This window comes from Agromyces sp. PvR057, from assembly GCF_040547485.1.
In the GTDB taxonomy this organism is placed as follows: domain Bacteria; phylum Actinomycetota; class Actinomycetes; order Actinomycetales; family Microbacteriaceae; genus Agromyces.
Genome location: NZ_JBEPPT010000001.1, coordinates 117,636 through 136,856, shown reverse-complemented (window position 1 = coordinate 136,856; position 19,221 = coordinate 117,636). Strand labels below are relative to the sequence as shown.

At 69.2% G+C, this 19,221-nt stretch carries 18 protein-coding genes; 8 read left to right on the top strand and 10 right to left on the bottom strand.

All coding sequences use genetic code 11. From position 1 onward, the window contains the following. Positions 1-9: 9 nt before the first annotated feature. Both ABIC29_RS00630 and ABIC29_RS00625 read left to right on the top strand, forming a co-directional pair. On the top strand, positions 10-276 hold the full coding sequence (locus tag ABIC29_RS00630; protein WP_116080399.1) for a DUF7218 family protein: 267 nt from the start codon (positions 10-12) through the stop codon (positions 274-276). Between the two features lie 5 nt (positions 277-281). Next, positions 282-1,253 carry a DNA topoisomerase IB gene (locus tag ABIC29_RS00625; protein ID WP_116080398.1) on the top strand — a complete coding sequence of 324 codons (972 nt, stop codon included), beginning with the start codon at positions 282-284 and terminating at the stop codon, positions 1,251-1,253. A 58-nt stretch (positions 1,254-1,311) separates the two neighbouring features. On the opposite strand, the gene ABIC29_RS00620 is transcribed toward ABIC29_RS00625, so the two are convergent. Next, complete coding sequence (locus ABIC29_RS00620) at positions 1,312-3,714, bottom strand: ATP-dependent DNA ligase (protein ID WP_354241824.1); 2,403 nt, start codon at positions 3,712-3,714, stop codon at positions 1,312-1,314. Between the two features lie 57 nt (positions 3,715-3,771). On the opposite strand from ABIC29_RS00620, the gene ku reads away from it, so the two are divergent. Further along, the gene (ku, locus tag ABIC29_RS00615; RefSeq protein ID WP_354241821.1) at positions 3,772-4,695 is read left to right on the top strand and encodes a non-homologous end joining protein Ku; all 924 of its coding nucleotides are present in this window, start codon (positions 3,772-3,774) and stop codon (positions 4,693-4,695) included. Positions 4,696-4,758: 63 nt separating this feature from the next. On the opposite strand, the gene ABIC29_RS00610 is transcribed toward ku, so the two are convergent. Together ABIC29_RS00610 and ABIC29_RS00605 are read right to left on the bottom strand one after the other, a co-directional pair. Continuing rightward, positions 4,759-6,396, bottom strand: coding sequence for an MFS transporter (locus ABIC29_RS00610; protein ID WP_354241818.1), 1,638 nt, complete (start codon positions 6,394-6,396; stop codon positions 4,759-4,761). Between the two features lie 58 nt (positions 6,397-6,454). Next, the gene (locus ABIC29_RS00605) at positions 6,455-7,951 is read right to left on the bottom strand and encodes an MFS transporter (RefSeq protein WP_354241815.1); all 1,497 of its coding nucleotides are present in this window, start codon (positions 7,949-7,951) and stop codon (positions 6,455-6,457) included. Between the two features lie 281 nt (positions 7,952-8,232). Here ABIC29_RS00605 and ABIC29_RS00600 point away from each other — a divergent pair, with 281 nt between their 5' ends. Then, positions 8,233-8,925, top strand: a complete 693-nt coding sequence (locus ABIC29_RS00600; RefSeq protein ID WP_354241812.1) for a hypothetical protein — start codon at positions 8,233-8,235, stop codon at positions 8,923-8,925. A 44-nt stretch (positions 8,926-8,969) separates the two neighbouring features. On the opposite strand, the gene ABIC29_RS00595 is transcribed toward ABIC29_RS00600, so the two are convergent. The 3 genes from ABIC29_RS00595 to ABIC29_RS00585 all read right to left on the bottom strand — a co-directional run bounded on the left by ABIC29_RS00595 (position 8,970) and on the right by ABIC29_RS00585 (position 12,620). Continuing rightward, positions 8,970-10,454 carry an MFS transporter gene (locus ABIC29_RS00595; RefSeq protein ID WP_354241809.1) on the bottom strand — a complete coding sequence of 495 codons (1,485 nt, stop codon included), beginning with the start codon at positions 10,452-10,454 and terminating at the stop codon, positions 8,970-8,972. A gap of 133 nt (positions 10,455-10,587) precedes the next feature. Beyond that, entirely contained in the window at positions 10,588-10,929 is a 342-nt protein-coding gene (locus tag ABIC29_RS00590) for a hypothetical protein (protein ID WP_354241806.1), read from the bottom strand. A gap of 56 nt (positions 10,930-10,985) precedes the next feature. After that, positions 10,986-12,620 carry a flavin-containing monooxygenase gene (locus ABIC29_RS00585; RefSeq protein WP_354241803.1) on the bottom strand — a complete coding sequence of 545 codons (1,635 nt, stop codon included), beginning with the start codon at positions 12,618-12,620 and terminating at the stop codon, positions 10,986-10,988. 59 nt (positions 12,621-12,679) lie between these two features. Between ABIC29_RS00585 and ABIC29_RS00580 the strand changes: the two genes are divergently transcribed. Next, entirely contained in the window at positions 12,680-13,732 is a 1,053-nt protein-coding gene (locus ABIC29_RS00580; RefSeq protein WP_354241800.1) for an SDR family NAD(P)-dependent oxidoreductase, read from the top strand. 68 nt (positions 13,733-13,800) lie between these two features. Here ABIC29_RS00580 and ABIC29_RS00575 read toward each other — a convergent pair whose 3' ends face one another. The 4 genes from ABIC29_RS00575 to ABIC29_RS00560 are packed head-to-tail and all read right to left on the bottom strand — an operon-like array spanning position 13,801 to position 16,461. Continuing rightward, complete coding sequence (locus ABIC29_RS00575; protein ID WP_354241797.1) at positions 13,801-14,523, bottom strand: TetR/AcrR family transcriptional regulator; 723 nt, start codon at positions 14,521-14,523, stop codon at positions 13,801-13,803. Between the two features lie 2 nt (positions 14,524-14,525). Further along, the gene (locus ABIC29_RS00570; protein WP_354241794.1) at positions 14,526-15,011 is read right to left on the bottom strand and encodes an HtaA domain-containing protein; all 486 of its coding nucleotides are present in this window, start codon (positions 15,009-15,011) and stop codon (positions 14,526-14,528) included. Further along, positions 15,008-15,652: a carboxymuconolactone decarboxylase family protein gene (locus ABIC29_RS00565; protein ID WP_354241791.1), complete on the bottom strand. Its 645-nt coding sequence runs from the start codon at positions 15,650-15,652 to the stop codon at positions 15,008-15,010. The genes ABIC29_RS00570 and ABIC29_RS00565 overlap by 4 nt, the downstream gene beginning before the upstream one ends. A gap of 14 nt (positions 15,653-15,666) precedes the next feature. After that, positions 15,667-16,461 carry an SDR family oxidoreductase gene (locus ABIC29_RS00560; RefSeq protein ID WP_354241788.1) on the bottom strand — a complete coding sequence of 265 codons (795 nt, stop codon included), beginning with the start codon at positions 16,459-16,461 and terminating at the stop codon, positions 15,667-15,669. Between the two features lie 189 nt (positions 16,462-16,650). Here ABIC29_RS00560 and ABIC29_RS00555 point away from each other — a divergent pair, with 189 nt between their 5' ends. From ABIC29_RS00555 to fdxA, 3 genes are all read left to right on the top strand, one after another. Next, the gene (locus ABIC29_RS00555; protein WP_354241786.1) at positions 16,651-17,472 is read left to right on the top strand and encodes an IclR family transcriptional regulator; all 822 of its coding nucleotides are present in this window, start codon (positions 16,651-16,653) and stop codon (positions 17,470-17,472) included. A gap of 157 nt (positions 17,473-17,629) precedes the next feature. Then, entirely contained in the window at positions 17,630-18,862 is a 1,233-nt protein-coding gene (locus ABIC29_RS00550) for an NAD(P)/FAD-dependent oxidoreductase (RefSeq protein ID WP_354241783.1), read from the top strand. 35 nt (positions 18,863-18,897) lie between these two features. Then, positions 18,898-19,221 carry a ferredoxin gene (fdxA, locus tag ABIC29_RS00545; protein ID WP_354241780.1) on the top strand — a complete coding sequence of 108 codons (324 nt, stop codon included), beginning with the start codon at positions 18,898-18,900 and terminating at the stop codon, positions 19,219-19,221.

The window sequence follows — 19,221 nt, the reverse complement described above, 5'->3', positions numbered from 1 at the left end:
GCGCCCGCCATGCCCGGACGCAGGAACGCCTCGCTGAAGGACCCCGACCTCTACGAGGCGCTCCGCGACGACGGGGCCTCGAAGGAGAAGGCGGCGCGCATCTCGAACGCCGCCGCCGCGCAGGGCCGCAGTACGATCGGACGCAAGGGCGGCGAGAGCGGCGACTACGAGGACTGGACCGTCGACGACCTGAGGAGGCGCGCGAAGGAGCTCGGCCTCACGGGCTACAGCCGCAAGCGCAAGGCCGAGCTGATCTCGGCCCTGCGCGACCACTGAGTCGGATGCCGCGGCTCCGGCACGTCGAACCGTACGCCGCACCCGGATACACCCGGGTGCGGCGTGGTCGCGGGTTCGCCTACGTGCACGCCGACGGAGGCTCGGCCGGACGCACCGAGCGTGCGAGGATCGCCGACCTGGCGATCCCCCCGGCATGGAACGAGGTGTGGATCGCCGATGCGCCGAACGCGCACATCCTCGCCGTCGGCGTGGATGCCGCCGGGCGACGACAGTACCTCTACCACCCGGCCTGGCGCGAGGCGCAGGACGCCCTGAAGTTCGAGCGGATGCTCGAGCTCGCGCGCGTGCTGCCTGGCGCGCGCCGTGCGGTCGAACGCGACCTCGCGCTCCCCGACCTCCCGCGCGAGCGCGTGCTCGCCGCGGCGTTCCGCACGCTGGACGCCGGCGCCATCCGCGTGGGCTCCGAGGAGTCGCTCGCCGGCTTCCGCAGCCGCGGGCTGACGACCCTGCTCGTGCGCAACGCGGCCGTCGACGGCGAGGCGGTGCGACTCCGTTTCCGGGCGAAGGGCGGCATCCGGCAGGACCTCGTGATCCCGGATGCCGGACTCGCCGGGTTCGTCGACCGGGCCGGCGAGCGCGCGGCGGCGGCTCGCCTGTTCGCATGGCTGGACGGGCGGCGGGCCCGTGCGCTCGGACCTGTCGACGTGAACGAGCATGTGCGCGAACGCACCGGCGGCGATTTCACCGCGAAGGACTTCCGCACGCTGCGGGGTACGGTGGCCGCGGCCGAACGCCTCGCCGAACTCGGCACGACGACGACCGCGACGGCCGCGCGCGACGCGATGCGCGATGCCGTCGAGCACGCGAGCACCGTGCTCGGCAACACGCCGACGATCGCGAAGGGCAGCTACATCGACCCTCGCGTCTTCGCGGCCTACGAACGGCAGCGCACCATCTCGTTGCGGGGAGCGCGCGAACGGGCCCTGCTCGAACTGCTCGCCGACGACGACGCCTGAGGCGCACAGAGGACGACGACGCGACCGGGCCGCGCTGACCGTGCCGGCCGCCCCGCCCTCAGGCTTCCCGCGAGACGTCGTCGGGCGCCTTGTCGGGTCGGAGCCCCCGCCAACGCGGATGCCGCGCCACGCCCGTGCTCGTCCACTCGGCGAGCTCGATCTCGCCGACGAGCTGCGGCTCGACCCAGACGGCGTCCGCGGCATCCGCTTCGGGCACGGCGACGAACGGCGAGGTGTCGCGCCGTGCCGCGTCGAGCCGCGCGAGCAGGCGTTCGGTCTCGAGCTCGCGCAACCCGCTGCCGACCCGCCCCGCGTAGTCGAGTCCGCCAGCTCCCGGGATGCCGACGAGCAGCGAGCGGATGCGGCCCGTGCGCGAGCCGATGCCCTTGCGGTATCCGCCGATCACGACCTCCTGCGTGCGCGTGAGCTTGAGCTTCAGCCACTGCTCCGACCGCGTGCCGGGCGCGTAGGTCGAGTCGGGCCGCTTCGCGACGAGCCCTTCGAGCCCGAGGCGCCTGGCCTCCTCGAGCGCCTGCGCCGGATCGCCCTCGGCGAGCGCCGGCACCTCGACGGGCGCGCCGTGCCCGGGTCGCACGAGCCGCTCGAGCCGACGCCGACGCTCGCGGTAGGGGGCATCCGTCACGTCGTCGCCCGCGATCTCGAGCACGTCGAAGAGCAGCAGGCGCACCGGAGCGGAGGCCGCGAGCCGCTGCGCCTCTCGAAGGCGGGTGAGGTTCATGCGCGACTGCAGCAGTTCGAAGCTCGGACGCCCGTCGTCGTCGAGCGCGACGAGCTCGCCGTCGACGAGCGCGTCGCCGCGCAGCGCCCGCGGCAGGCCGGCGAGCTCGGGATACCGCGCGGTGACGTCGTTGCCGTTGCGACTGATGATGCGCAGGCCGTCGCCGTCGACGCGGGCGAGCACGCGAATGCCGTCCCACTTGTGCTCGAGCGCCCAGTCGCCGCGGGCGAGCAGGCCGAGCGTGCCCGGCGAGGCCAGCATCGGGCGCACGAGGATGGGCTCGACCTCGCCGGGCGGGACGTCCGCTCGACCGACCGATTCGGCCTCCGCGGCCGGCCGCTGGTCCTTCATGCGGTGCATGAGCCACGTGCTCTTCTCGCCCTCGCCGTCGGTGCGGATGAGCGCCAGCCGCACGGCACCGAGCGGGCCGCCCGGCTGCCCCTGCACGTCGACGATGACCTCGTCGTCGCGCCACTTCTCGGTCGCGAACGTGCCCGAGTCCCAGATCGTCACCGAGCCGGCGCCGTACTCCCCCGCCGGAATCGTGCCCTCGAACCCGCCGTACTCCATCGGGTGGTCCTCGGTCTGCACGGCGAGGTGGTTCACGCCGGGGTCGTCGGGCACACCCTTGGGCACCGCCCAGCTCTTCAGCACGCCGTCGCGCTCGAGCCGGAAGTCGTAGTGCAGGCGCCGCGCGTGGTGCTCCTGGATCACGAATCGCGGCGCTCCCCCGCTGGACTCGCCCCAGCTCGAGCCCGGCATGGGCTCGGGGGTCGCGCCATGCGTGCGCATCGAGAGGTACGTGGTCAGCGGGCCGGCCGCGGCGGCGCCCGAGTCCACGAGCTCGGCGATCGGATCGATGCCGGATGCCACGCGCTCGAGGACCTCGTGCGCCTCGAGGTGTCGCAGGCCGGGGTCGTCGAGCTCGTCCCACGTGCGCGGTGCGGCCACCGTCGGGCGGGCGCGCCCGCGGAGCGAGTACGGCGCGATCGTCGTCTTCCTGCCGTTGTTCTGGCTCCAGTCGATGAGCACGCGGCCCGAGCGCACGAGCTTGCTCATGCTCGACACGATGAGGCCCTGGTGGTCGGCCTCGAGTGCGCGCGCGAGTTCGCGCGCGACCTCCGACACCTGCTCAGAGGTCTGCCGCCCGTCGAGCGAGGCGTAGAGGTGGATGCCCTTGCTGCCGCTCGTGACCGGCACGGCGTCCAGCCCCATGCCGGCGATGAGGTCGCGCACGAGCCGCGCGACCTCGGCGCACTCGACCAGTCCCATGCCCTCGCCCGGGTCGAGGTCGAACACGATGCGGTCGGGATTCGCCGGCTGCCCGTCTGGCGCGAACCGCCACTGCGGCACGTGCACCTCGAGCGACGCCTGCTGCGCGAGCCACACGAGCGAGGGCCGGTCGCCCGCGATCGGATACGGCTTGTCGCCGTCGGAGTGGCGGATCACCCCGCGGCGCAACCATTCGGGCGCGTGCTCGTCGAGCGTCTTCTCGAAGAACGGCTGCTGCGGGGCATCCGCCGTTCCGACGCCGTGCACCCACCTGAGCCTGGTCACGGGCCGACCGGCGATGAGCGGCACCATGACGGGCGCGACCTCGGCGTAGTACGCGATGACCTCGCCCTTGGTCATGCCCGTCTCGGGATACATGACCTTGTCGAGGTTCGTCAGCCGGAGCCTCCGGCCGTCGACCTCCACCAACTGCCGCGCACCCTCGGCCATGCCCCCATCCTGCCATCGGGGGTTCCCCGGCGGCGGGAACGGGTGTTCACTTGAGGCATGCGAGCCGTCTGGAAAGGGGCGGTCACATTCGGCCTGGTCAATGTGCCCGTCAAGCTCTACAGCGCCACCGAGGACCACGACGTGTCCCTGCACCAGGTGCACGACGCCGATGGCGGGCGCATCCGGTACCAGCGCATCTGCGAGATCGACGGGCAGGTCGTCGAGTACAAGAACATCGACAAGGCCTACGACGACGGCGAGCGCACGGTCGTCATCACCGATCAGGACCTCAAGTCGCTGCCCGCCGAGCGCAGCCGCGAGATCGAGGTCGTCGAGTTCGTGCCGACCGACCAGATCGACCCGATCATGTTCGACCGCAGCTACTACCTCGAGCCAGACTCCGCGTCGTCGAAGGCGTACGTGCTGCTGCGCGAGACGCTCGAGTCCACCGACCGCACGGCGATCGTGCGCATGGCGCTGCGGCAGAAGACCCGGCTCGCGGCCCTGCGCGTGCACGGCAAGGTGCTCATGGTGCAGACCCTGCTCTGGAGCGACGAGGTGCGAGAGGCCGCGTTCCCCGCGCTCGACGAGGCCGTGAAGGTCACGGTGAAGGAGCTCGACCTGTCGAAGCAGCTCGTCGAGAGCCTCGTCGCCGAGTTCAAGCCCGACGAGTACGTCGACGAGTACCAGCAGGAGCTGCGCACGCTCATCGCCGCGAAGCTCGAGCAGGGCGACGCCCTCGACACCGCCGCCACGTTCGGCGAGCAGCCCGACGAGGAGGGCGGCGAGGTCATCGACCTCATGGAGGCCCTGCGCCGCTCGATCGCCTCGAAGCGCGGAGGGGCGGATGCCGCGGGCGAGGCGTCCGAGGGGTCCGCCGCGACGTCGCCGAAGGGCGGCGCGAAGGGCGCTGCCAAGGGCACGTCCGCGGCGAAGAAGGCCAAGCCCGAGAAGTCGAAGGCCCGCAAGGCCGCATCCTGAGAACGGGAGCACTCCCGTGCCCGATCGCGGGCACGGGACCACCCCGAGCGCGGGTCCTGTCGGTCAGGACTCGCGCTCGGCTGCCTCGGCGTCGGCGTCACTGCGGTCGTCGCCGTCGCCGTCGTGCTCGTCGCGACGGCCCGAGCCCAGCGACAGCGTCGCGAAGAAGCCGATCACCAGGAACCCCGCGGCCGAGAACGCCGCGTAGCGCGTGCCGGTGCTGAACGCCTCGGCCGCATCCGCCCCGACGTCGGCCGTCTCGGGATTCGCCTCGAGCCCGGCGATCGCCGCGCCCGCGCTGTCGACCACCGCCGAGACGGTCTGGTCGCGCTGCGCCTCTGGCAGCCCGCGCTCGTCGAGGCTGGCGTCGAGCACGTTCGCCGTCGTGGTGAACAGCACCGTGCCGAGGATCGCGATGCCGAGCGCCGAGCCGAGCTGCCGCGAGGTCGACTGCGTGCCCGATCCGGCACCGCTCTCGGCCACAGGCACGTCCTGCAGCACCACCCCGGTGAGCTGGGCGGTCGCGAGGCCCACGCCGAACCCGTACACGAAGAGCGCCGGCAGCAACCACTGCCACGTGGCATCCGGAGCGATGACCAGGCCGACCCACACGACGCCGATGATCTCGAGCGCGATGCCGAGGCGCACGATGAACACGGCCGGGAGGCGGCCCGACATCGCACCCGCGAAGCCGCTCGCGCCGAACGAGCCGACGGCGAGCGCGAGCAGCACGAACCCGGTCTGCAGGGCGTCGAAGCCGAGCACGAACTGCAGCCAGAGCGGCAGCGAGAGGATGATGCCGAACTCGCCCAGCGAGACGATGAGGGCGGCGATGTTGCCGTTGCGGAACGACGGGATGGCGAAGAGCGCGAACGGCAGCATCGTGGGCTTGCCGAGGCGCATGCGCCGACGGCCCCAGAGCACGAACGAGACGAGCCCGAGCAATGCGATCGCGAACGCAAACGGGATCGGCGAGATCGCCAACGGCCACTCCCAGTCGCCGAACGAGATGTCGTCCTCCGCGAGCCACCAGCCGTAGGTGCGCCCCTCGATGAGCGCGAACACGAGCGCACCGCTCGTGATCACCGAGAGCACCGCGCCGACGACGTCGATGCGCCGCGGTTCGCCAGGGGCACGCGACTCGTCGATCGTGAGCAGCACGCCGATGATGATGATGATCGCGAACGGGATGTTGATGCCGAACGCCCAGCGCCACGAGAAGTCGGTCGTCAACCAGCCGCCGAGCAGCGGGCCGATCGCCGCCATGCCGCCGATCGTCGAGCCCCACACCGCGAAGGCGATGCCCCGCTCGCGCCCGCGGAACGTCGCGTTGATGAGCGAGAGCGTCGTCGGCAGGATCATCGCGCCGCCGACGCCCTGCACGAGCCTCGCGAGGATCAGCAGTTCGCCCGTGGTCGCGAAGGCGGCCGCCACCGACGACAGCGCGAAGATCACGACGCCGATGAGCAGCATCCGCCGGCGCCCGAACCGATCGGCGAGCGTGCCGAAGACGAGGAGCAGCGCGGCGAACACGAGCGTGTACGACTCCTGCACCCACTGCACCTGCGTGGACGTGATGCCGAGGTCGTCGACGATCGCCGGGATCGCCACGTTGACGATCGTCGAATCGACGATGATCAGCGACACGGCGATGCTGATGAAGACGAGGCCGAACCAGCGGCGGCGCGGAGATGAGCTCACGAGGGAACCCTAGCCCGCTCGTCCCGCACCGCCCTCGCCGCCATGCCCGGCCGGTCGGTCAGTGCACGGCCACGGCGACCGGCGCCGCCTGGGCGTCCGATGACTCGGCGTCGTAGGCGAGCTCGCGCAGTCGGGCGCCGCGCACCATGCAGATCGCGATGACGGATGCCACGACCATGCCGATCGCGGCGGCGATGAAGGTCGCCCCGTAGCCGTCGGTGAACGAGGTCGCCGCGTCGGCACCGGCTGCCTCGCTCGACGTGGAGACGGCCACGTAGACGGCGGTGAAGATCGAGACCCCGATCGAGCCGCCGATCTGCATCGCCGAGTTCGCGGTCGCGGATGCCGCACCCGCGTCGTGCGGCGCGACGCCGAGCAGTGCGAGGTTCTGCAACGGCACGAAGACGAATCCCATGCCGATGCCCATCAGGACCATGCCCGGCAGCACCTGCATCGCGTACACGCCGTCGGCCGTGATGAAGCTGAGCCAGACGAGGCCTGCGGCCACCACGAGCGGGCCGGCGATCAGGAGGGACCGGGGGCCGAATCGCGCCAGCAGGCGGGTGACCACGGGCGCCGTGACCATGATCGCGAGCGTCAGCGGCAGGCTCGCGAGCCCGGCGCTGAGCGGCGACATCCCGAGCACGATCTGCAGGTGGAAGGTGAGGTAGAGCGTCGCGCCGATCATGACGCTGCCCGCCACGGCCTGGATGAGGAACGCGCCGCCACGGATGCGGTCGGCGATCACCCGGATCGGGAGGAGCGGCTGCGCGACCTTCGTCTCGATCCAGAGGAAGAGCGCGAGCAGCACCACGCCGGCCGCGAGGAAGCCGATCGTCGAGACCTGGCCCCAACCGCCCTCGGCGAGGCTGAACCCGTACACGAGCGAGCCGAGGCCGAGCGTGACCGTGACCGCCCCGACGAGGTCGTAGCGGTTCTCGCCGTCGGCCCGGCTCTCGGAGAGGAAGAAGAGTCCCCCGATGAACCCGATCACCACGAACACGAGGTTCACGAGCAGGCACCAGCGCCAGTCGACGAACTCGGCGAGCAGCCCGCCGAGCACGAGACCGACCGCCGCGCCGGCACCGGCGATGGTGCCGAACACCGCGAAGGCCACGTTGCGGTCCCGCCCCGAGGTGAACGTGACGGTCAGCAGCGCGAGCGCGGCCGGGGCGAGCAGCGCGGCGAACGCGCCCTGCAGCCCGCGCGCGATGATGAGTTCGGCGGCCGACTGCGCGAGGCCCCCGTAGAGGGATGCCGCACCGAAGCCGACCATGCCGACGAGCAGGGTGCGCTTGCGCCCCCAGTAGTCGGCGATGCGCCCGCCGAGCAGCAGCAGCGCGCCGAACGTGAGCGAGTACGCGGTCACGACCCACTGCCGCATGCCGTCGGACAGTCCGAGTTCGAGCTGCGCATCGGGCAGCGCGATGTTGACGATGGTGCCGTCGAGCACGACCATGAGCTGGGTCAGCGAGAGCACGACGAGCCCCAGCCAGCGGTTCGGGATTCGGGCGTTCGGGATTCGGGCGTTCGGGATTCGGGCGCGCGAGGACATGGAAAAACCTCCGGGTGTCGTATGAGGATGCCGGAGGTTTCAAGCCTCGGACCACGTGCTGAACGCTGCGTGACCGCTCTGGCCGGGGGCCAGACAGGTCTTCCAGAGTACCGGATGCCGCGGCCGGGAGACCCCGCTCTTCCTGAAAGCCCCTCACGAGGAGGGGCTTTCAGGAAGAGCGGGCGTATTCGGCGAACTCTGCCGCCGCAGGCAGGGAATAGATGTGAACCCCGCACCTCGGAACCGTTGGTCGTGGGCTCGATCAAGGCAAGGATGGTGCGGTGACCAGTCGCCGAGCATCTCCACCCGGGAAGCAGCCGGCTGCTCCGTGGTGGCTGGCGACCGCTGAGGAGCGCTCATTCTTCTATGCAGGCGTCTCGGCCTTGTTCAACATGCTGTTCGCCGTTGCCAAGTTGGTCCTGTTCCTCCTCGAACCGAACCTGTTCCTGCTCGCGAACGTGCTCTTCTCCCTGGGCGTAGGGGCCGCGAAGGCGATCGCAGTCGGCAGCTACCGCCGATCGCGGCGGTCTGCAACTGACACGGGACCTTCGATCGGGGATCAGTACCGCGCCTCGACGCTGATCGGAGCAGTGCTGGCCGGATCTGCGATCCTGTACATCGCCCTCTGCCTGCCGCTCCTGATCGAGACGAAGGTGGGCTTCGCGTTCGAGCCGCTGATTGCGGAGATCCTCGCGCTCATCGCGTTCGTCGAGCTCGGTGTCGCGATCACCGGCACCATCCGAACCCGCCATTCCAAGCAACCGCTCGTGAAGAGCATCCGGATCGTCAACCTCGGCAGCGGTCTGATCCTGCTCGTCCTCGCACAGGCCGCGATCCTCTCGTTCGCATCGACCGCGGACTCCTCGTGGGGTGTTGGGATCTCCGCCATGCTCTTCGGCGGATCCACCGTTCTCTGCGGCCTCTACCTCGTGATCGGTTCGATCGTCCGTGGGCGCGCCATCGGTGATCGATAAGACGTCAGCAGCCCGGCCGAGTCCGACAGTGCCAGAGGCGGCGGTCAGTTGACGCGGACGGGTTCAGCTTCCTGGTCCGAGGTCGTGTCGTCCTGAGCGATCGCCTCGATGACCTCTCCACGCTGGCTCATCGGCGTGGACTTCCTGATGGCGATGGTCGCGGCGAGCGCGATCGCACCCGCGATGATGACGAGGACGATTCCGGCATTCCAGGATTCGATCGTCGGTGCCGTCGTGTCGGGCACCGTGCTCGAGGCGAGCACGATCCCGATGACGGCCGTGCCGATGGCGCTGAAGATCGTTCGACCGACGGTGAAGGTCAAGGCGACGGCCTCGCTCGTGTCGCGGGCCTCCACGTTCTCGACGATGACGATCGGGACGCTGACGGTGATGAAGACCGTGCCGACGGAGCCCACGACGATTCCGACGATCGCCAGCGGCAGGTTGTGCACCGAGAAGAGGAAGCTGGCGTAGCCGATGACGCCGAGCACGATACCGACGGCCAACACGATCTTGCCTCCACGTCGACCTGCGACTCGGCCCGCCAGTGGCGAGAGGATGAATGCGATCGTGCCGGAGATCAGCCCGTAAAGGCCTGCTTGCGTCGGGGTCAGGCCAAGGCCGACGGGCATGTCGGCCGGGGTCTGTTGGAGGATCGGTGTGAGCAGGGCGGGTGCCGAGAGGATGCCGATGGAGGCGAAGGCGGTGGCGATGAGGGTGAGCACCAGCGAGCGCGTGCGGAAGAGGCGAAGGTTGAACATGGGGTTCTTGATCCGCAGTTCCCAGACGACCCAGAAGATGAACAGCACGGCACCGACCACGATCAGGCCGACGACGACCGGGCTTGCGCCCTGACTGCGCGAGATGGTGAAGCCGAAGAGGATCGCTGCGATCGCGGGAGCCATCACCAGCGCGCCGAGCACGTCGAGGCGACCGCGTACCGTCACGGCGACGACTGACTTCGGCAGGATGAGCGCAACCAGGATGGCTGCGACCGCGAGCACTGCCGAGACCACGAACATGCTGTGCCAGCCGGAGGTCTGCAGCAGGATTCCAGCCGCCAGAGCGCCGACCGATCCGCCGATCAGGCCGATGCCCGACGTCAGGCTGATGAGCAGCGGTACCTTGCGGGCCGGTGCGACCTCGCGCGCGAGCCCGATCAGCAGGGGGAACAGCCCCGCACTCGTGCCTTGGAAGGCGCGCCCGATCAGGATTCCCTCGAGGTTCCCCGCGACGACGCTGATGATGGAGCCGACGGCGGAGATCACCATCAGGACGATGAGGACTCGCTTTCGACCGTAGATGTCGCCGAGACGTCCGGAGATCGCCGCGGTTCCCGCACCGACCAGCAGGAAGATCGTGATCACCCACGAGATCGTGGCGGCGTCGGCTTCGAAGACCCCCATCAGTGTGGGGATGGCCGCGTACATCATCGTCACCTCGAAGATCGGCGTGAGTTCGATGATCATGAAGATCGCGATGATCAGCGGGAACGGCCTGACCTTCGCCGGAGCTGTGGTGAGGGACATCGTGATGACTTCCTAACGTCGTTGTCGGAGAGGTCGCGCTGCACCAGAGCCGCGGCTGATGCTCTGGTGCAGGTGATCTTGAACGCTCGTGGGCCGGCCGACGGTCCGGCCGACCCGCAAGAGCGGTCCGCGGTTATGCGGTGAACGGGGCGACGATCATGGCGCTGAGGTCCATGGCGTCACTGGTGCTCAGACCCGAGCCGAACATGAGGTTGCGGGCGTCGGACGCGGCACCCTCGACCTCGTAGATCGTCGCGTACCGGAAGGGTGCCGGACCGCCCGGCTCTTCCGTCAGGCGCAGCGTTCGGGCGCCGATGAATCCGGGGAGCGCGAGGACCTCCTGCACGTGGGTGCCCCAGTACCACTCCTTGAACTCGGCGTCCCTTCCGGGCACCGAATTGACCAGGGTGATCAGCGCTTCCCGGGTCGTCGTGCTGGGTTCGGTCTTCAGATCGGTGCTGTCGGTGTCGGTCATGCTCTCGTACCCCTTCGTTTCGGCGTCCAGCTGGAGCGCTGGTCGTGGCGTTGATGTCAGGCGGCGACGCGGTCTCGGGTCGAGGCGAGGGCGCCGCCGTAGTCCTCGGTCGAGGAGAGCTCGCCGAGCATCTCGTGGAGCTTGGCGCGGCCGCCGGGATTGAGGAGGAACTTCTTGGGCTTCCCCTGCACGTTGGCGCCGTAGTAGTGGCTGTGCTCGGCCGAGAAGATCGAGAGCGGGGCGAGCGTCTCGACCATGCTCATCCACGCGTCCTCCTGCTCCGACGTCGGCTCGAAGCGGTCGAATCCGTGGTCGCGGGCGTAGACGAGCGTGTCCGCGATCCAGTCGACCTGGTCCTGCGAGTAGCGCGGGTAATTGCCGCCACCGGCACCGTGCGGGCCCCCCGGGAAGAAGAAGTTGGGAAGGCGGTGAGCACTGAACCCCGCGAAGTCGGAAGGGCCGTCGGTCCAGTCGGCGCTGAGGTCGAGGCCGTCGCGCCCGGTGACGCCCATGCGGGTGAGCGCGCCGGTGCCGAAGTCGAACCCGGTGGCGTAGACGATGACGTCGTAATCGCGATGCCCGTCGGTGGTCTCGATGCCGGTGGCGTCGACGCGGACGATCGGCGTCTCGCGGAGTGCGATGAGCGAGGCATTCGGCTTGTTGAACGACTCGAAGTAGTTCGCGACGAACGGCGGACGCTTCGCTCCGAACAGGTGATCGGTCGGGATGAGGCGCTCCGCGGTCACCGGGTCGTTGACGATGCTGCGGATCTTGTTCGCGAGGAACTCGCAGAACTCGAGGTTGACCTCGCGGTTCGTGGTCATGTCGTAGTAGTTCGACGTGAGCTTGCCGAAGCCGGGTGCTCGCCAGATCTTCTCGTAGAACGCCTGGCGTTCCTCAGGGCTGTCCGCGGTCGAGAACTTTCCGGCCGGCTCGTGCATGAACCCGGTGGGGCTCGTGCTGAGGATCTCGACCACCTGCTCGAAGTTCTCGCTGAGCCACTGGCGCTTCTCTTCGGTGAGGTCGGCGTTGTTGAGCGGCGTCGTCCAGGTGGGCGTGCGCTGGTAGAGGTCGACCTGTTCGACCAGGTCGACGATCGCGGGCAGCAGTTGCGCACCGCTCGGGCCGTTGCCGATGATCGCGACCCGCTTGCCGGCGAAGTCGATCGGCGAGTGGGGCCACGCGCCGGTGTGGTGCGCCTCTCCCGCGAAGTCCTGGAGCCCCTCGAGCTCGGGGTAGTGCGGGACGGAGAGCCCGCCGGTCGCGGAGATCACCCAGCGAGCGCGCAGCGTCGTGCCGGCTTCGGTGGTCACGACCCAGAGCGAGGCATCCTCGTCCCAGGTGGCGGATGCCACGCGCTGACCGGTGCGGATGTGCGGCCGCAGGCCGAAGCGGTCGACCACGTGATTGAGGTACCCCTCGATCTCCGGCTGCGTCGCGAACTCTTCCTTCCACTTCCAGTCGTCGAAGAGTTCCTTCGAGAACAGGTAGCCGTAGGTGTAGCTCTCGGAATCGAAGCGTGCTTCCGGATACCGGTTCCAGTACCAGACGCCGCCGACGCCATCGCCCGCCTCGAGCGTGAGCGCGGAGAATCCGGCGTCGATGGCCCGGTAGAGCGCGTAGATGCCGACGACACCGGCTCCGATCACCAGTACTTCGACGTCGACTTCGTTGTCCGACTTACCCGCCATGCGCACCGCTCCCGCTTCATGTTCTGGTCATCTGACCATCGGCAGAAAGCTAAGCATAGTTGCTGCAAAGTGGCAATATCCATCTTGATTTCAGGGAACTCGGCCCGTTTGTGGCGTTGCAAGATATGAGCGAGTGTGATGAAATCCAACGAAGATCACGTCAAGGGAGAATGATGAACGCACGCGCTGACCTTCGATTCGACGGGCAGGTCGCCATCGTCACGGGTGCCGGACGGGGCCTCGGGCGCGCCCATGCCCTGTTGCTGGCCGAACGTGGCGCCAAGGTCGTCGTCAACGATCTCGGCGGCTCGAAGGAGGGCGTCGGCAGCGACAGCGGGCCGGCGAACGACGTCGTGGCCGAGATCACCGCTGCCGGCGGCATTGCCATCGCGGAGACGAGCGACATCGGCGTCGAGGCGAACTGCCACGCCCTCGTCGACACGGCGATCCGTGAGTTCGGTCGTCTCGACATCGTCGTCAACAACGCCGGGATCTCCCGTTGGGCGAGCTTTCCCGAGGCCGACGCCGACAACCTCGAACGCACCCTCGATGTGCACCTCCGCGGCACGTGGCACACGACCCGCGCCGCTTGGCCGCACTTCGAGGCGCAGGGGTATGGTCGCGTCATCACGACCGTGTCGACCGGCATGCTCGGGTTGGCCGACAATCTCGCCTACGCGACGGCCAAGGGCGCGCTGATCGGCTTCACGCGCAGCCTCGCAGTCGCGGGCGCACCCAAGGGCATCCTCGTCAACGCCATCGCCCCGAACGCGATCACGCGCCCGAGCGAGTCCGCGACGAAGCCGAACATCGTCACGGCCACGCCGCCGAACTCGGCCATTCTCGAGGCGATGGAGACCGGTCTCGTCTCGCCGATGGTCGCCTTCCTGGCGCATGAATCATGCCCGGTGAATGGCGAGATCCTCGTTGCCGGCGCCAAGCGCTTCTCGCGATGGTTCCTCGGCATCACGCCCGGCTGGCTCTCCGACGGCACGCCGACGATCGAGGAGGTCGCCGAGAACTGGGACGAGATCAATGATCAGGACGGCTACTACGTGCCCGCCAGCCTCACCGACTGGTCTTCACGGTTCATGGCGCACCTGGGCCGCTGAACGGCGAACCGCCTGCACGGCGGAGGGGCTCGATCGAGAATATCGATCGAGCCCCTCCGTCGTAGTGCCTAGGCGCCTGCCGACGCGGCGACCGCTCTCGGATCGCCCTCGACGATCGGCGCAACGAGGCCGGCAGCCAGGAAGACCACGAGGTCGTCGATGAGGATCCCCATCTTCGCCGGCTGTGCGCGCTTCTGCTGCGCTGCCTGATACCGCGCGAGCGCATGCACAGCGCTCGTCAACGTCACCCACCACCGCTCATCGAGGATCAGTTCCGGGATGTCGGGGGCGAGTCGCGCGAGGAGCGCTCGGAGCGTGATGACGGATGCGCCGGTATGCACGCCCTGCGGACGCAGCCCCTCGTATCCGCCCTCCTCGGTGATGTACAGCGACAGGAAGGCCAGATAGTGATTGTCGGGCTGGATGTGGATGGCGAGCGGCCGCACGAACGCGCCGACCACGTCGGCGATGGTCGGCACCTCGCCGCCGACCATCAGGCCGGCGACGAGTTCGGCGCGGTCGTCCTCGCTCTCGGCGCCGCGGAACTCCATGATCGCCTTGACGAGCGCGTCGCGGTCGCCGAAGTGGTACTGCACGGCCGCATGGTTGCGCTGGCCGGCTTCCATTCCGATGTCTCGCAGCGGCACAGCTGAAATCCCGTGCTCCGCGAAAAGCCGCTCGGCAGCGACGAGGATGAGCTGTCGCGTCGCCTCCCCGCGCACGTTCCCGCGCTCTCCAGTGGGCCGACGGGTGCTCCGACGTGGTGCGCGCTCAGGCGCGGATTGAGACATGGTTAGGAATCTAGCGCGATGCGGATCCCAATCGGGGCCATTTCCGTTCCAGCCGGGTACACCGTACCGAAGAGGTCGACCGCGCTCGGTGCGAGCTGCGTTGCAAGGCCGTGCCAGACGAGCGATGCATCCGAGCCCGTCGGATCCCCCGCCCCGATGGCGACCACGGCGAGCAGTTCGTTCGGGTCGTCCACCGTGTGCGTGGCGAGGACCCCGCCGTTCGGGCCGACCACGACCTCGGGATCCTTGATGAGGATGTCCAAGTGCCCATGGTGGGCGAGGAACCGCACCGACCCCTGGAACGACATCCGCCAGTCTTCGCCCTCCCGATGCGCCGCGCGAAGTGGGAATGCGATGACGCCGCCTTCGCCTTCGGTCGCCCCGCCGTCGACGGAGTACGTGCCGCGGGCGATGTCGGTGACGTACCGGATGAGTGAGTCGCGTACGGCCCAGTGGAGGGCCTCGCCGACGGCCGTCACGACACTCATGGCCGCGCGTCCGATTCGGGCGCGTGGCCGGCCGGGAACCCGGTCATGCCGGGCTCGAGCTCGAGTCCGAGGTTGCGGAAGGCCATGCAGTGCATGTCGTACGTGCCGATCGTGAACACGAAGTCGATGAGCTGCTGACGGTCCAGCTGGGATGCGAGCGCTGCCCACGTCGGGTCGGAGATGAGCCTGTCGCCGGTGACCATCTCGTCGATCGCCCGAACGAGGGCGGCGTCCTCGACCGACCAGCTCGCGGCATCCGGACCCTCGGAAAGGGCGGCGACCTCGGCCTCGGTGAGTGCGCCGCTCGCGGTGCTCATCCAGACGTGCTGGGCCCACTCGTACTCGCCGTAGCCGAGCCACGTGGTGCGCAGGATCGCGATCTCGCGCTGGCGATCCGACAGCGTCGAGTGGCGCAGGTGGTTGGAGAAGGGCATCCACCCACGGATGAAGTCGGGGTGCCAAGCGTAGATGCCGAGGATGTTCGCCTTCGGGCGCTGCGCCGGTCCGTCTACGGAGGCACCGCCCGGGGCATGGGCGCGGAGCGCTGAGAAAGCCTCGTCGACGTCGTCGGTCCACTCGTCGGTGGGCCGCGGGGGAACACGGGGGCTCGTGATCTCGATGGTCTCGATGGTGTCGCTCATGTCATTCGCTCCGATCAGCCGATGAAGGATCCGCCGTTGACGCTGAGCGTCTGGCCGGTCACGTAGCCCGCCTGGTCGGAGACGAGGTAGGAGACCGCTGCCGCGATGTCCTCCCCGACGCCGACTCGGCCGACCGGGATGAACTTGGCCATGTCGTCGGCCGACGGGATGGTGCCGGCCGCGCGCTTCTTCGCGACACTCGGGGTGTCGACCGATGAGGGCGCGACGGTGTTGACGGTGATGCCGGCCTTGCCGAACTCGACGGCGAGCGCCTTGGTCATCGCCATCTGGCCGCCCTTCGAGGCGGCGTAGTGGGCCATTCGGGGCGCACCGCGCTGGGCACTCGACGAGGAGATGAGGATGACGCGACCCCACCCGGCGTCGATGAGGTCGGGCAGGCTCGCCTGCACCGTGTTGAACGTGCCGGTGAGGTTGATGCCGAGCACGGTGTTCCACTGGTCGAGGGTCATCTCGAGGAACGCCTGCTGCGGCGCGACGGCCGCGTTGGCGACCACGACGGAGACTGCGCCGAGGTCGGCGCGGATCGCAGCGAGCGCGGCATCGACCTGCTCGCGGTCGGCGACGTCGGCGTCGTAGCCCCTGGCCACCCCGCCGTTGGCGTTGATGGCGTCCGCCGCGGCCGCGGCGGTGCCGGGAGTGCGACCGATGACCGCCACCGCGAAGCCGTCCGCGGCGAGCCGTTCGGCGATCGAGAGCCCGATTCCCCCCGCGGCACCGGTGACGACGGCGACCCTCCGCTCGCGGGCTGCGTGATCTGCTGCTTCGACCGATACTTCGGCGATCGACATGTCGTACTTCCTCTCCATTGAAGGCCGGGGCAATCGGACACGTCTCATCGCTGAGGGTCTTGCGCGCCCCGTGACGCTAGTGTCATTGAACGGAACATCTGTTCTGTTGAGTGACTGCAAATAGAATGCTTGCGCAACGGTCGGATGTCAAGCCGCTGTTGGCGGACCTCGAGACGAAATGGGCGGGCGATGAGCATGGCGACGGATGCGGCCGAGAGCGACGCGGGCGAGGCAGGTCGTCGACGCCAGCCACTGGCCCGCGGCATCGAATTGCTCACCCACATGATCGAGAGCCCGAAGGACGCCCACGGCGTCCGCGAGCTCGCCACCCGGCTGAGCGTCAGCCCGAGCACCGCGCACCGCCTGATCACGGACCTCGAGAAGCTCGGACTCGTGCGCCGTGCCGGCAACGGCACGTCGTACCGTCTCGGGCTCGAGTTCCTGCGCCTGGCGTGGCTCACGACGGGCCGCTACCCGTCGCAGGAGCTCGCCCTCGGGGTGCTGCAAGACCTCGTGGCGCAGACCGGCGAGTCCGCGTTCTCGTCGCTCTACGACGATCAGCGTCGCCAGATGATGTTCACGTCGACGGTCGAGTCCACGCATCCACTCCGGTACACGCTCCCGCTGCAACAGTGGATGCCACTGCACGGCGGTGCGAGCGGGCTCGCGATCCTCGCCTTCCTGCCCGACTCGGTGCAGCGCGAGGTCGCGAATGGGCCGCTCGCCCAGCTCACGCCCGACACCGTCACCACTCCCGACGCGCTCCTGGAGCGCCTCGCGCAGATTCGGCGCGACGGCTACGCCATCACCCGGGGCGAGCGCATCACCGGTGCCGTCGCCATCGCCGCACCCGTCTTCGGCCTGGTCCCCGGCGACGTGGCCGGCGCGGCGGGCGTCTCGATCCCCGAGTCACGATTCGACGAATCGACAGCCGTGGAGTTCGCCATCAAGGTGCGCGCTGCCGCCGCGCAGATCACCGCGAACATCAGCGGACAGCGCCTCGAGCGCTGACGCACCTCCGCCGGCCCCGCCGACGCCGACGCCGAACACTCCTGTCCGGTTGACATCCGTGACCCCTGCGGGGATACTCGCTGTTGCGTAATACCGATCTTCTGTTCGGTTGTACGCATCAATCGTTACCCCGACAGTGAAGTTGAGGACCACCACCATGAGCGAACGCGGCGTCGACAGCCATGTCGTCATCATCGGAGCGTCGCTGGCCGGCACGCGGACCGCACAGGGCCTGCGCACCCATGGCCACGCCGGCCGAATCACCCTGATCGGCGCCGAGGACGAGCTGCCCTACGACCGCCCGCCGCTCTCGAAGGAGCTGCTGCGCTCCGACTGGTCCGACGAGTCCGTCGCTGGCGTGCGACTCATCACCGAGGCCGAGATCGTCGAACTCGACATCGACCTCCGCCTCGGCGTCGCCGCGACCGGCCTCGACACGTCGACGCGCACCGTCATCCTTGCCGACGGCACCTCCGTCGGCTACGACCGGCTCGTCATCGCGACCGGAGCCGGCGCCCGTCCCTCCCCCTGGACTCCGCCCTCCGGGGTGCTCCAGCTGCGGACGCTGGCCGATTCGCGGGCCATCGCCGAACGCCTCGCCCGCCGGGAGCACGTCGTCGTCGTCGGCGGCGGCTTCATCGGCACCGAGATCGCCGCGGCCGCGATCGGCTTCGGCTGCCCCGTGACGGTCGTGGACCCCGTGCCCGAACCCATGACCCGCCTCGTGGGCGCCGAGATCGCGGGCGCCCTCGTCGACCTCCACCACGCCAACGGGGCCGTGACCCGCTTCGGCGTGGGCGTGACCGACATCCGCGGCGAGGCCGGCGACCTCACCGTCGTGCTCGACGACGGTTCCGAGCTGGCCGCATCGACCGCGATCGTCGGCATCGGCTCCGTCGCCAACACCGCTTGGCTGGAAGGCTCCGGCCTCACGCTCGCCAATGGCGTGCTCACCGACCCCTACCTGCGAGCGATCGGCGCGGAGGATGTCTACGCGATCGGCGACGTCGCCCGCTGGCCGCACCCCGGTCATGGCATCGACATCCGCGCCGAGCACTGGACGAACGCGAGTGACCAAGCGCGGTACGTCGCGGCGGCGATCACGCAGGGCGCGAGTGCCGCCTTCGATTCGGCCGACTACGTCTGGTCGGACCAGTACGCCTGGAAGGTGCACTCCGTCGGTCGACGCGACCCGGCCGGAACCTCGATCCTGGTCGGCGACCTCGCCGCCGACGGCCGCGTCGCCGTCATCCACGCGGACGCCGACGGCATCGCCTGCGGTGCCGTGACCGTGAACTGGGTGCGCGCGCTCAACCAGGTGCGACGCCACCTCCTCGCCCGACGCTCGGCCGAGGCCATCGTCGAAGAACTCGGCCTGCGCGCCGCCTGACGGCGCGCGCCGCAAACCTGAAGGAAGGACACGCGATGGTCTACGTGGTCACCGAAGCCTGCGTCGACGTGCAGGACAAGAGCTGCATGCAGGAATGCCCCGCCGACTGCATCTTCGAGGGCGGGCGGATGAGCTACATCAATCCCGACCTCTGCATCGACTGCGGCGCCTGCGTCACCGCGTGCCCCGTCGACGCCGTCTTCTACGACGCCGAACTGCCGGCCGACCAGGAGCCGTATCTCGAACTCAATGAGCGGTTCTTCGCCGAGGTCGAGACTCCCAAGAGCGGCCGCAAGGCCGGGAAGATCTTCTTCGACGTCGACGAGATCGCGGCCCTCGCGCCGCGCGGAAAGGCCTGA

Coding starts and splice junctions, on each gene's coding strand:
- ABIC29_RS00565 (WP_354241791.1), bottom strand. CDS start 15,652: ATGAGCGACACCATCGAGACCATCGAGATCACGAGCCCCCGTGTTCCC.
- ku (WP_354241821.1), top strand. CDS start 3,772: ATGCGAGCCGTCTGGAAAGGGGCGGTCACATTCGGCCTGGTCAATGTG.
- ABIC29_RS00625 (WP_116080398.1), top strand. CDS start 282: ATGCCGCGGCTCCGGCACGTCGAACCGTACGCCGCACCCGGATACACC.
- ABIC29_RS00590 (WP_354241806.1), bottom strand. CDS start 10,929: ATGACCGACACCGACAGCACCGATCTGAAGACCGAACCCAGCACGACG.
- ABIC29_RS00620 (WP_354241824.1), bottom strand. CDS start 3,714: ATGGCCGAGGGTGCGCGGCAGTTGGTGGAGGTCGACGGCCGGAGGCTC.
- ABIC29_RS00555 (WP_354241786.1), top strand. CDS start 16,651: ATGAGCATGGCGACGGATGCGGCCGAGAGCGACGCGGGCGAGGCAGGT.
- ABIC29_RS00605 (WP_354241815.1), bottom strand. CDS start 7,951: ATGTCCTCGCGCGCCCGAATCCCGAACGCCCGAATCCCGAACGCCCGA.
- ABIC29_RS00595 (WP_354241809.1), bottom strand. CDS start 10,454: ATGTCCCTCACCACAGCTCCGGCGAAGGTCAGGCCGTTCCCGCTGATC.
- ABIC29_RS00630 (WP_116080399.1), top strand. CDS start 10: ATGCCCGGACGCAGGAACGCCTCGCTGAAGGACCCCGACCTCTACGAG.
- ABIC29_RS00560 (WP_354241788.1), bottom strand. CDS start 16,461: ATGTCGATCGCCGAAGTATCGGTCGAAGCAGCAGATCACGCAGCCCGC.
- ABIC29_RS00570 (WP_354241794.1), bottom strand. CDS start 15,011: ATGAGTGTCGTGACGGCCGTCGGCGAGGCCCTCCACTGGGCCGTACGC.
- ABIC29_RS00550 (WP_354241783.1), top strand. CDS start 17,630: ATGAGCGAACGCGGCGTCGACAGCCATGTCGTCATCATCGGAGCGTCG.
- ABIC29_RS00585 (WP_354241803.1), bottom strand. CDS start 12,620: ATGGCGGGTAAGTCGGACAACGAAGTCGACGTCGAAGTACTGGTGATC.
- ABIC29_RS00575 (WP_354241797.1), bottom strand. CDS start 14,523: ATGTCTCAATCCGCGCCTGAGCGCGCACCACGTCGGAGCACCCGTCGG.
- fdxA (WP_354241780.1), top strand. CDS start 18,898: ATGGTCTACGTGGTCACCGAAGCCTGCGTCGACGTGCAGGACAAGAGC.